Source organism: Rhodococcus sp. 06-156-4 (genome assembly GCF_002259345.1).
GTDB classification, from domain to species: domain Bacteria; phylum Actinomycetota; class Actinomycetes; order Mycobacteriales; family Mycobacteriaceae; genus Rhodococcoides; species Rhodococcoides fascians_E.
The window spans coordinates 402356-415112 of record NZ_NPGB01000036.1; the positions used below are offsets into that span (position 1 = coordinate 402356).

At 58.9% G+C, this 12757-nt stretch carries 9 protein-coding genes and 1 pseudogene; 4 read left to right on the top strand and 6 right to left on the bottom strand.

The window, feature by feature from the left end; all coding sequences use genetic code 11:
* The first annotated feature begins 1 nt into the window (after position 1).
* From CH290_RS26595 to CH290_RS26610, 4 genes are all read left to right on the top strand, one after another.
* Positions 2-1531, top strand: coding sequence for an MFS transporter (locus tag CH290_RS26595; RefSeq protein WP_033189784.1), 1530 nt, complete (start codon positions 2-4; stop codon positions 1529-1531).
* 853 nt (positions 1532-2384) lie between these two features.
* Complete coding sequence (locus CH290_RS26600) at positions 2385-3611, top strand: ABC transporter ATP-binding protein (RefSeq protein WP_052083194.1); 1227 nt, start codon at positions 2385-2387, stop codon at positions 3609-3611.
* On the top strand, positions 3608-5356 hold the full coding sequence (locus CH290_RS26605) for an ABC transporter permease (RefSeq protein ID WP_170947559.1): 1749 nt from the start codon (positions 3608-3610) through the stop codon (positions 5354-5356). The genes CH290_RS26600 and CH290_RS26605 overlap by 4 nt, the downstream gene beginning before the upstream one ends.
* A 46-nt stretch (positions 5357-5402) precedes the next feature.
* The gene (locus tag CH290_RS26610; protein WP_170947656.1) at positions 5403-6362 is read left to right on the top strand and encodes an ABC transporter substrate-binding protein; all 960 of its coding nucleotides are present in this window, start codon (positions 5403-5405) and stop codon (positions 6360-6362) included.
* A gap of 109 nt (positions 6363-6471) precedes the next feature.
* Here CH290_RS26610 and CH290_RS26615 read toward each other — a convergent pair whose 3' ends face one another.
* The 6 genes and pseudogenes from CH290_RS26615 to CH290_RS26640 form a co-directional block, all read right to left on the bottom strand.
* Positions 6472-7536 carry an amidohydrolase family protein gene (locus CH290_RS26615; protein ID WP_080748753.1) on the bottom strand — a complete coding sequence of 355 codons (1065 nt, stop codon included), beginning with the start codon at positions 7534-7536 and terminating at the stop codon, positions 6472-6474.
* A gap of 170 nt (positions 7537-7706) precedes the next feature.
* Positions 7707-9050: an MFS transporter gene (locus CH290_RS26620; RefSeq protein WP_052083192.1), complete on the bottom strand. Its 1344-nt coding sequence runs from the start codon at positions 9048-9050 to the stop codon at positions 7707-7709.
* Between the two features lie 334 nt (positions 9051-9384).
* Positions 9385-10515 carry an MFS transporter gene (locus CH290_RS26625; protein WP_052083191.1) on the bottom strand — a complete coding sequence of 377 codons (1131 nt, stop codon included), beginning with the start codon at positions 10513-10515 and terminating at the stop codon, positions 9385-9387.
* 59 nt (positions 10516-10574) lie between these two features.
* Entirely contained in the window at positions 10575-11972 is a 1398-nt protein-coding gene (locus CH290_RS26630; RefSeq protein WP_033189781.1) for an MFS transporter, read from the bottom strand.
* Complete coding sequence (locus tag CH290_RS26635) at positions 11969-12415, bottom strand: MarR family winged helix-turn-helix transcriptional regulator (RefSeq protein WP_033189780.1); 447 nt, start codon at positions 12413-12415, stop codon at positions 11969-11971. Before CH290_RS26635 ends, CH290_RS26630 begins: the two co-directional genes overlap by 4 nt.
* Before the next feature lie 98 nt (positions 12416-12513).
* Positions 12514-12757 (bottom strand): annotated as a pseudogene (locus CH290_RS26640) (hypothetical protein); the annotation flags it as partial.

A 12757-nucleotide genomic window follows, 5' to 3' on the forward strand; every position in this document is an offset into this window, starting at 1 on the left:
AGTGACCTCCCCACTGCAACTGCGAGCCCCCTCCCGCCTACCGGTACTGATCGTGCTGTGCTCGGCGACGCTGGCCATCAGCCTCGCCACAACCGCCATCAACGTCGCGCTCCCCTCTCTGGCGCTCGAACTGCGCGCCGACAACCGACAGCTCCAATGGATCGTCGATGCCTACAATCTCCTGTTCGCGACCTTCGTCCTCGCATTCGGCAGCCTCAGTGACCGCTACGGCCGCAAAGGCGCCCTCATCCTCGGCCTGTCGATCTTCGGCGGCGGAGCAGTAGGGGCCTCGTTCGCCGACAGCGCCGCACAGTTGATCGCCTGGCAAGCTCTGATGGGCCTCGGTGCCGCATTCGTCTACCCGACGACCCTGTCCATCCTCTCGAACGTCTTCACCGAACGAGCAGCCAAAGCAAAAGCGATCGGAGTCTGGGGCGCAACAACCGGAGTCGGCGTCGCAGGTGGACCGATCCTCGGCGGCTGGCTACTCGAACACTACTGGTGGGGCAGCGTCTTCCTGGCGCTTGCCGTTGCAGCCCTCGGAGCCATCACCGCAGTGCTCGTCATCGTGACGACCTCTCGTGACCCGAGCACACCGCGTATCGACGTCGGCGGCCTCGTCCTGTCCGTGCTCGCCGTCGGCACCCTCGTCTACACCGTCATCGAAGCCCCCGAACACGGCTGGGCCAGTATCGCCTCATTGGCAGGATTCACCCTCGCAGCCGCGCTCTTCGTCGCTCTCGTGTTGTGGGAACGCAATCACAACGACCCGATGATCGACGTCACCCTCTTCGTCAACATGCGATTCACCGCCGCAAGCGCGTCGGTCACCTTCGCCTACTTCGCGTTGTTCGGCTTCATATTCCTCATATCGCAGTACTTCCAACTCGTACGCGGATACGGTCCACTGGAGACGGGCCTGAAGTTCATACCCGTCGCAGCATCGATCGCTGTCGGCTCCGTCCTCGGCACAGTCCTGGCAGTGCGCATCGGCAACAAAATCGTCGTCTCCGTCGGCCTGATCCTGTTCACCTCGGCTTTCGCATGGATCTCCACGCTCAGCACCGCCACCAGCTACCTCGAAATCGCCGGTCAGATGATTCCCCTCGGACTCGGACTAGGCCTGACATCGGCACCGGCAACCGAAGCCATCATGGGCGCCGTCCCGAAAGAGAAAGCAGGCATCGGCTCCGGCATGAACGACGCCACCAGAGAAGTGGGCGGCACCCTCGGCGTCGCGGTCATCGGCAGCGTCTACGCCTCGCTGTACACCTCCGGCCTGACCGCCACCGACACCGCATCGAACCTGCCCGACGACGCCACATCCGCCGTACAAGACTCCATAGGCGGCGCCGTCATCGCCTCCGAACAGATACGCGCAGCGGGCGATTCGTCCACAGCGGACGCAATCGCCACCGCTGCCAACACCGCATTTCTCGACGGTCTCGCCGCAGGCTCCTACGTCGCAGCAACAGTCACAGCAGTCGGCGCCGTCATCGCAGCAGTATTCCTGCCCTCGCGCCCCCAATAGTCGTGGCGCATCCGCGTGCAAGCCAGGTGCCCGTTGACCAAGCGCGAATTTCGGGGCACTGATCTACGTTCGGCGACTTGAAAGAACCTCGGCCGACATCTCTCGTTTCGGCACGCTGGCGGGCCTGTCTCTACAAGCCTGACCCGCACTCCACGTTCACTCGCGCCTTCCAGCCAACCGCGATGTCGGTGGACGCCCCACATCGACTCACTAAGGATGGTCTTCGCTCGCGCGGTCGACCACGTTCACCTTGTTGTCCCCCTCCGCTGCGCGAGCGCCATCTGGAGCATGTCAGTCGGGGTGTAGAGCCGGACTTGCCTGAATGTCAGATCGCCTAGAGCGCTCCCGTCTCCGGCGGAGCTCGAGGGACTGCAACCCAGCGCCCCTCCGTCGAGCGACAGAATGTCTTCCCGAGGAAGTAGGGGTGCGGCTTCAGCTCCTGGACCGCACGTTCCACGGGAATGGTTCCGACAGCGTTCAGAACTAGCAGGGCAGGTCACACGAGTAATAGATTCGATTGCTCGATACAAGCGAGAGTGAAGCCACGGATGTGTCCGCAAAATTTCTACATTCGGCTTCGCCTTGTACAGATCCCGGTCGGCCCCTTGGGTCAGAGCGTCCACAGTTCGATTCAACCCGCGCACGCGCTGATCTCGCGATCCTGATCGTCGGTGCCGCATTGCCTGAACTTGCGGTCGTTCGCTTTCCACGTCCTCCCGGCGAGATCAGTTCGACGCAACTACAACAGTGCTCCCAGCGCCGTATAAGTCCGACATTTTATTATTAGACGTTGCGTAAACTGTCTAACCATGATTGCCTGTGTGTGCCGCGCCTCACATCGGAAGGAAGCACTATGCCATCAGCTGTAATCGACGAACGCCTCATTCAGGAAGGCAAACCGAAGGTTAACTCGCTGGTATCGGTAAACGGACTGGCAAAATCCTTCGGTCGACGTGGCCAGGAGACTCAGGTACTTCGCGACATCAATCTCGAGGTAACAGATGGAGAACTGCTGGTACTCCTCGGTCCGAGCGGATGCGGGAAGACGACACTCCTTCGGTCACTGGTGGGACTGGACCAACCCGACGCAGGCCGCATCGAGCTCGGGGGAACGTGCGTCGTCGACGCATCCAGGGGCGTGTTCGTTCCAGCGAACCGCCGTGACGTCGGCATGGTGTTCCAGAACTACGCTCTATGGCCTCACATGAAAGTGCGAAACAACGTGGCCTACCCACTTAAGTCTCGCGGACTTGGTGCCGCACTCAAGGACGGAAGAGTCGAAGAAGTACTCGACATCGTTCAGTGTGGCCACCTCGCGGACCGATACCCGCCGGAGCTAAGTGGCGGCCAACAACAACGCGTTTCGCTCGCTCGAGCCCTGGCGCCGCGTCCGGCTCTACTCCTTCTGGACGAGCCTCTCAGCAATCTGGATGCGCTACTCCGCGTCGAACTCCGAGCTCAACTGCGACTGCTGCACAGAACGCTCGGATTCACGGCAGTTCACGTCACCCATGATCAGGAAGAAGCGATCGCACTCGGTACGCGTGTGGCGGTGATGAGGTCCGGACAAGTCGAACAGATCGGGGATCCTGCAGAGGTCTACAACGCTCCGGCAACCGAGTACGTAGCGGACTTCTTGGGCGCCAGAAACAAACTGGAACTGAACGCGCAGTCCGGCGGCTCGGAGATCATCGGCAGCCCGATCACAGGACTCACAGTCGATTCGCTTCGTGGGACACACTCCATCCGGCTCAGAGATGAACACATACTGGTCCGACGAGGCCAAGATGGCCCTGTTGCCGATACCGAGGCACGCTCGGATGGCACGACAGTATGGATCCCCAACGGGCGTGTAGTCGAACTGCTGCCCGGTATCGAAACTTCCGAATGCGTCATCGAGGTCGGTGGCATCCGGTTGTTCTCGCGGGTACACAACCGCTCCAACTCCGCTAGAACAGGCGACCCCGTGGACGTCGGTTTCGACATTCAGGACGCTCGATGCTACAACACCGAGACCGAGGGATTGGTCGCAAACTGGGCACGGACATCTGCGCACGACGCCACAGAGGCCACCCGATGACCACTGGTCTCGCCGAGCGGCCGTCGGAAACGCCTCCCGCTGTGAACAGCTCAGCCGGCAGTGCACGTCCGATTGCTGCGGGACGTCGATTGCGTCGCCAACTCCCCTGGTTGATGCTGACTGTCCTTGTCGGCGCAATCGTGCTGCTTCCAATTGTTCCATTGCAGGAGCAGGCATTTGCCGACGGCGCAGCCGGAATCCGGGGCATGCTCGAACTGCCTGGCGTAGGCAAGATGTTTCTCACGACGCTGATCCTCGGCATAGGGGCTTTGGTCATCGCCCTTGTCGTTGGCACCGGCCTTGCGTTGTGCATGAACGCGACATCACCCCGTACTCGCAAGTACCTGGCATTCATGCCGATCCTCCCCATGATCATTCCTGGCGTTGCGCACGTGGTCGGGTTCGTATTCTTGTTTTCTCCGGAGAATGGATACGTGAACACGTTGTTACGGGCAACACCGTTTTTCGGCGGCGAGTCAGGTCCGATCAATGTGTACAACCAGTTTTGGATCATCGTCTATACCGGCGTGAATCTTGCTGCATTTGTCTACCTTTTCGTGTACGCAGGTCTGAGGAACCTCGGCCACGACTACATGCTCGCGGCGAGGGTCAACGGCGCCGGTTCTCTCAGGATCCTGTTCACCGTCACTATCCCTCTGCTGAGACCCATTTTCGTGTACGCCGGCGCGGTGTGCTTCCTCCTTGCGCTAGGGCAATTCACCGGGCCACTTATTCTCGGACGCAGAGAGGGCCTAGATGTTCTGACCGTACGAATGTTCGAACTCTCGGCTCAGTATCCGATCGAGTACGCCGTAGTCGCTGCACTTGGAACTCCTCTGATCGCGGTCGCACTCGGTCTCGTCCTGCTACAACGTCGCCTGATCGGCAACCAGGATCGTTTCGTAGGATCTGTAAGCGCGCCCAACCAAGTGAAATCCAGCCGATGGGCGAACACTGCTGCTGCGTCGACCGTCATCGTGTTCACCGCCCTGTCGGCCTTTGCCCCCCTCGTCGCATTGGCGTTCGTCGCGCTGTCTCCGTTCTGGAGTGGATCGATTTCCTTCGATGCGCTCACCTTGCAGAATTTCTCGCTGGTCTTTCAGGACAGAGTTTTCGTGCAATCCATCTTCAACAGCACATTTGCTTCGGTGAGCGCAGTCCTGTTGGTGCTACCGATTGGGACGCTGGTGGCCCTAGCGATCTACAACAAGGACCGTCTGTGGCGACCCCTACCTGCAATTCTCGATGTCTTCGCCAGTCTTCCACTCACCATGCCGGGCGCTCTACTCGGATTCGGCTTCCTCTTCGCCTATTCGAGTCCGTCGATCGGCCTGTATGCAACCAAGACCGGTCTCGTACTCGCGTACTTGACGATCATGGTGCCGTACGCTGTACGGTATCAACTCGCGACGCTCGTGGCCTTAGGGCGCACCACTGTGGAAGCATCCCGTGTAAGCGGGGCTGGTTCGATACGGACTTTTACTCGAATAATTCTTCCCCTGGGACGCGCAGGAATGGCGTCGTCCGCAGCAATTATGTTTGTCCTGTTGATCCACGAGTTCGGCGTATCCCTCTTGATTCGCTCCGCGGAAGTGAACGTCATGTCGGTCGTTCTGTTCGAGCAGTACGATGCCGGCGGATATCCGCAGGTAGCGGTAATCGCCATTGCAATGACAGTCATAACCGCATTCGGCGTATTCTTCGCCATGCTATTCGGAGGCAGTCGTGCGCTCGAGAAATTCTAAGGGTAAGAAGTCTACGACGATGACAAAAATTCTGAGACTGGTCACCTTGTCCACCACCTCCATCATGGTTGCTGCACTGACAGCGTGTGCACCCCTTTCAGAACTGATGGGTGACGACGGTCGAACGGTTCGGGTCTACAGCGTCGCCGCACCATCTCAGAACCAGAGACTGGAGGACGCCTTCAATGCTTCTCATCCCGACATCAACCTGAAGATCACCCGTGGAGCGTCCGATCTAGTGCCCAAGGTGGACGCCGAGATCGCCACGGGCGCCGACGGTGCGGACATTTTCATCATGTCCGGTGATTCATGGTTCCTCCGCAACAAGGAGAACCTGGTACCGGTCCAAGGCGCATCCGCCGAAAGCTACCCGGACTGGGGTGTCGACGGCTTCGCCCCGATCGTCTTTTACTCACCGTTCAGCATGATCCTGTGGAACACGGACACCTTTCCGGCAGGGTTCAAGACCTGGCAAGACTTACTTGCGCCAGAGGTGGCCAACAGGGTGGGTGTCAGAGACACCATGAGCGCGGTATTGGCAGCGTACTTACAGTATCTGCAAGACAAGAACGGTATGGACTACCTACCGGAGTTGGCAGAGCAGAACCCGAAGTTCTACCCATCTCTGATCCCGATGGCTCAAGCCGTCGCATCCGGCGAGATCGGCGTCGCATACACCGCCAGCCCTGCTGTTGTCCGCGACCTCGTCAACAGGGGTGCGCCAGTGGCAGCGACGCTGATCGAGGATGGATTTGCCTCACCGTTCATCGCGGGAGTTCTCGAAAAATCTCCGCGCCAGGACGACGCCCAAATCGTGATGGACTATCTGCTGTCGCCTGAGGGTCAGCAAGTCTTCAATGGCGACGGAGACGCCGGTAGTCCCATCGACGGCCTGGCGGGCACCATCAACACCTCCCAGATGCGTGTCCTCACCGAGGAGAATACGCCCAGGGAGCTGATTGCCGAGTGGGGCCGTAAACTGCGCGACATATTCAACCGGGGCTGAGTGAAGGGCCCAAGACCGATCCATGCATTTTCTGAACAGCGGCGATGGTCGGTGCGGAGTTCGCACCGACCATCGCCGATGTTCAGTGAATCGATTACCGGGCGGTCGCCTAACAGTCAAGACGATAGAAATCACGTGCGGTGCCACCGAACAGCGCGTGCCTTTCCGCATCCGAAGCACTTATCGTCATTTTCTTGTATGCATTCCACAAGGTCGAGTAATTTACACCCATTTTTTCCACAGGAAAATTACTTTCGAACATGCATCGATTCGCTCCAAATGCTTCGATGCACTCATTGATCCACGGACTCCATGAAGTAACGAGCTGATCGGACGTCGGTGGTGTCGCCGCAGACACGTAGTCGTAAGCTGCACCCCGCGCCAGGAGTCCACCGAGTTTGCAGGACACATTCGGCCGTTCCGCCAAGGCCCGAATTGCCTCACGCCACCTCTTGAAGTGAAGTTGCTGGTCCGACGCATAGGGGCCATACCCAAGTGGGCCTCCACAATGATCGACGACAATTCTCAACTTCGGAAGCGCGTCGGCTACGTCCGCAACCTCGTCGAGCTGATTTTGGAACAGCCACGCGTCGAAAGAAAGGTCCCGCTCCGCTAGTACAGCCAATCCTGCCCGAAAACCTTCTTCGGAGAGCATTCTCGGACGTTTCGCGGCCTGGGTATTCTCTATCTCGCAACTGGAATCCCATCCCGTGCTGAAACGAACACCTTTGAATCTCCCGTCACCCGCATCGAGATGACGATCGAGGACCGCACCGACCCTCGAACCCAGCGTCAAATCTGCGAAACCCACAATGCCTGCAGCGAGTACGGGGAATCCGCCGGGGCTGGTCCGACTGGTATTCGACACCACCTTTTCAGTCTCCCCGACGGGTCTCAACTCCTCGGGTCCGGTCGTCAGATAGCCGTTTCCACACTCGACGTACACAGTCGATGTGACTCGATGTCCGCTCTGCACGTCTTCGGACAAATCTGCCACATCGTAGATGTATGGGTTATCCCAGAAATGGTGATGCGAGTCGACCATCTTAAGCTCGGGTTCGATGACCGGTTCGGGTCGCTGTTGCGAAAGCCAGCTCGCTTGCGGTTCGTAGATAGCTCCGTAGTGTTCAGGCCGTCCTGAGTCCGATACGCGAAAAAACCGTTCATCTACCATAGTTGCGCTCCTGTTTTCGATATCCGGTTGATCACATGTCCACATTCTCTCGATTTGTCACGATGCCTGAATTCGCCGACAAGTAAGTCCCGGGTCCGACTTCCAAAAGTCAGACCCGGGACTTTCCTCTCTAGCAGCAGCTGGCACTCCACGCGGCGCGTCTGTTTTGGTTATACCTCGCCACGTGCCGCGGCCACGGCATGCGATTTGTTGACGGCGGGATCGATGAGAACAGCGCCGAGAAGACCTGCAGTGCAGATACCGGTCAGAAAAATCGCCGCATACCAGAAGGAACCACCGCCCGCGCCCACCAAGGCAGTCATGAAAATTGGTACAGGCCCGGAAAGAAGCGCTGCAGATACCTGATAGGTCAACGCAGAACCTGTGTAGCGTAGCTCCGGCGGAAACACCGTAGTGAAGATCAAGGCGGTCACCGAGTACGCAACTCCGTGACCGATCCCTAGGCCGATGATCATTGCTGCGACGATGGCAACGGCGCTACCGGTGTGAATTATCCAGAACACCGGTATCGGCGCGATCGCCAACAACGTCAGTGCAGACAGGAAAATGCGTTTGGGACCCAAGCGATCCGAATGCCAGCCGACAACCCCCACACAGCACAGGTGGACCAGTCCGGCCACGATCACTGCAAGCAGAACCGTGGTCCTCGATAGACCGACCTCTGCTGAACCGAAATTCACCGCGTAAGTGCTGTAGGCATAGAACGCCGCACCGAGACCTCCGTTGGCGAAGCCCAGAGCAAGCATGGTTCGCCAGTGGTTACGGATTACTTCTTTAGCCGGATTCTTGACGAGCGTCTTGTTGGCTTTCTTCTCCTCGAACACCGGCGACTCTTCGAGTTTGAGCCGAATGTATAGCGCAATCGGAAAGATCAATGCGCTGACCAGGAACGGAATACGCCAGCCGTAACTCTCGAGCGCATCCTCGGGCATGTAGTAAGCGATCAAGCTGACGAGGTTGGCAGCGACCAAGGCAGCCGGAATGCCCATCTGCGCGACGCTGGTGTATCGCCCACGCAGATGTGCGGGCGCGTGCTCGATCGACAAGGTAGCAACGCCGGAGAACTCACCGCCCGCCGACAAGCCCTGAATCATGCGGAAGAACACGAGAAGCAAGGGCGCCCAGAAGCCGATCTGGTCGTAGGTCGGCAGCAAGCCCGTCGCTATCGTAGCCAAGCCCATACCGATGAGGGTGATGAACAATACTGTTCGTCGGCCGTAGCGATCGCCGAGGTGACCGAATATATAGGCCCCGAGCGGGCGCATCAGCCACGCCGACGCGAATGTGCCGAAAGCGAACAAGGTTCCTACGGTCGGATTGTAGGAGGGGAAAAAAAGTTTGTTCAACACCAGAGCGGCTGCCACCCCGTACACGAAATAGTCGTACCACTCCAAAGCCGTACCCAAGAACAGGGCGGTTCCCAACCTTGCGAAGCTCGTCTTTTCCGGCGACGATGTCTGGTCTTCTGCCGCGTTCGTTGAAGCTGATTTCATATCTGCCTTACTGGATTCGTCAATGGTGTGTGCACAGAATCTGCGTCTTATCGCCGATGCTCACCGTCCATCGGACTGCAGACGACGGACAGGATCTTCGCTGTTGCGACGACGTATCGGGATTCGCTTGGCTATTTGAATTGCGCCACGATCGGACTCAACCTGTCATTTACCTACATGCACGTGATTGTACTCACTGTAAAAACAAGTACATCAGTCAAACGTCGGACTGTCAAACAGTCACACCCTCGAGCACGCTTCCCGTGCTGAACACGCCCGACAGGAGATTTGGTGTTCGTCCTTCGGCCGCTGATGTTCAGCCGTTGTGCGTTCTTCAGGTCGACCTTCGGCCCGTAGCCAAGACAAGAACCAGTGCCGCGCCGACCAGCACGGTGTATCCAACGGTCACATCGAGCAGCGACCTGAATCGCACCAGTTGTCCTGTAATCAGGCTCGGCAGCGCTGCGCCGGTGTACGAGAGGGCGTAGATCACCGAAAGAAGCCCCGCACGTTCATGCAAACCAGCTGTCGGGAGCAGGAGCCTCATACTTCCAGACATGCCGGCTCCCATCCCTATACCACCGACGACACCGGATCCGATGAACAGCAACGTATTACCAAGGGACAGCGCCGTCACCAGCCCGGCAGCGCACCCGAAGACGAGGATCATGCCGAACCTCTGCGCGGCGATCGGCGTCAGCTTCGTCGTTACCGGCCCGCCCAGGATCACCGGCGCCATGTAGGACGCGAATACAGCGGCGGCAACGACGGCGCTGTCCGAACTCAGATCGTCGGCCGCAACGGACGGTCCGAACGATTGGTAGTAGCCACCGAGCGCCCAGGTGGAGGCGAAAACTGCCGCCGAAGCAGGCAGGTAGGGACGCGCGCTGGCCGGCAGGGTCATCGCCGGAACAAGAGAACGCACAACCCCTTTCCGTCGAGTGACGGTCTCAGGACCGTAGAAGATCCACACCACGGCGGCAATCAGCATCGCAGCGAAGACAACAAACACGAGCATTCGCGGCGAGGGACCGAACTCCACGAGGACACCCGAGGTGAACGCCCCTGCCGAAAGGCCGACCGTAGTAGCGGCACTGGTCACTGCGGGGAGGAGCCAGGCCGGCCTCTTCGGCGCAGTATCGACCGCATACGCAGCCAATGCGCTCGAGGCCAGACCAGCAGCAAGCCCTTGCAGACCGCGTCCTACAATGAGCGCCACCACACTGTGGACGGTGAGGAAAACTAGACACCCTGCAGCAGCCACCAGGAGGGCAGCAATCGATACAGCCTTGCGGCCGAGGTAGTCGGACAGGCGCCCAAGGACAACGAGCCCAACCACAGCGGCCAGCATGTATACAACCGCAACCCGCGCGAGATCGGTGTTGGTGACTCCATCCTCGGCGCGATAGGTGTCGTACAACGGGATCGCAATTCCGCCGGCGGCGAAGATGGTCGTGAAAGACACTGCGGCAGCAATGAATCCTCGGCGTGGATGTCGATCAGGCCGAACAGGGGGCACCGGAGTCACGGGCACAAACCCGGCTTCCTTCTACGGTAGAGCAACATTCCTATCAGGAGAACCACCGCGGACACAGCTATGAACATTCCTGTTCTGTGCAGACCCCGATCATCCATCACCGGACCCGAGGTAAGCTGCAGCGTGACCACAGCTAAGTTTGCGCCGATGAAAGCCACGGTTCGATACATTCCGATGGCAGTTCCTACCTCTGCCACCGATGACACCGAGTTTATTATGTTCTGATTTCCGATGTTGTTGAAGCCATTGGGAATTCCGAGAACACCGGCAACGAGCAGTAGGACGACAATCGGAGCGGCGCTGCTTTCCACGGTTGCTATCAGAACGCCGCCTATCAGCATCGCCGTAGTGCCCACGAAAAGTGTTCGGCGACCGCCGAATCTCGCGTAAGTTCGAGCACCGAGCATCGTAGACAGCACGGTTACACCCGCCACCGGCAACATGGTGAGACCAGTCTCGATCGGAGTCATGCCGCGCGATGCCTGCAACCACTGTGGAATTCCGAAGAACACGCAGTAGAAGCAAGTGTAGGTAACAAGAGCGCCTCCAAGCGTTGCTGCCAGTGCGCGATTACCCACCAGGGCACGCACGTCGAGAAATGGATCTTCGGTTCGCCACTCCCGCAGGACGAACAACCCAGACGTCACGAATATGACCGGTAGCGTCCACCAGAGAGGGGATCCCCTGGTCGATATCAGAAACAACATCAGCGATGTGACCGAGACAACGAACAAGCCGATACCGGCAGCATCCAAGGTTCGAACAACATTCCTGATCGAGACGCGCTCGTTTGCGGTTGTGCCGACATCCACGCAAAGAACCGCGATTGCGCTCAGCCCCACGAACGGGAGGTTCACCCACAAAATCGATTGCCACCCGAAAGCACCCACCAACAAGCCGCCCACGGTGGGGCCCAGTGCAGCGACCGACTGACCGCACATCACAATCGTGGTGAGTGCAGTGCGTGAGTCGGATCGATACTTTGCGCCGTAGGCACGCACCATAGTCATGGCGTTGGGCATATGAACCGATATACCGACCCCCAGAAGCACATACGCGCCGATCAACCAACCAATACTCGGCGCAAAGGCACCGACGGCGGATCCGACCGCGACGAACACGAGTCCTGCGAGAAATACCCGACGCGCACCAAGCATCGCGCCGAGACGACCTGCCATCGGCGCGCACACCGCCGTGGTGATGTACATGGCCGAAATGACCCATGAAACAGGCGCGTCGGTGCCGAATTGTGCTGCGATAGCAACGATAGCGACAGCGATCATCGATGAGTTGAGCGGTTGCAACACGGTTCCGGAAGCTACGGCGCTACTCACCTTCAGGGGAACAGAAGGCCAGTTCTGTTGGGCCCGCTCGTCGAGACTCACGATTGCGGCGTCCGGGCTCTGACGTCAGTGGCAACAGACAACCGTCGTAGCAAAGTTCCGGCGGCGTAGAGGACTTCTCTTTCGACGTCGGTGCAGTGCTCGTTCAAGGCGATCGCCAGCCATTCACTCCGCTTGCTGCGATCGGCCAGCAGCTTTCCACGCCCTTCCTCGGTTATCGAAATAACTTGTGCGCGTCCGTCCGTCGGGTCTTGACTGCGAGACACCAGACCTTGCTCTTCGAGCAGCGCCACGGTCCTGGCTACAGTCTGAGGTGTGACGTGCTCGATGTCAGCAAGCGTGCGAGCGCTCATCGCACCGACGTGATCGAGATTAGACAGAGCTTGCAGCTGGGTAGGACTCAAGAGGTGTCCCGAGATCGTCGCTCGGATCGCCCGGTTGAAGAGCACGATGTCTTCCCGCAGACGCTCAACTCGCTCATTCATGGAAGCAGCCTCTCGAATTAGACAGTAATGCTTACTACTATATGGCCCTTGTTCGTATCATTCGGAGATTTATCTGACATTTTAGGCAGCTAAGCTGACTATTTCGACTTGAGGTCGGCGTGGCCGTCCGCCGGAGAATGCCCGCCGCCCACATGCGCTTCGCCGACCCGCACCTCGACGGCCGTAACCTCGATCGCTTCAATTGAAGGGCTCGCGAAACCTGAAGTGGTGTAGCACATCGCACGCCTGGCGTCGACTTGCTGCTCGGTCATCGCCAGCTGGCCTCGTCCGCGGGAGAAGAACGCGGTCAGCCAGGAGATCACGGTGGTGAGGCGGCTGCGG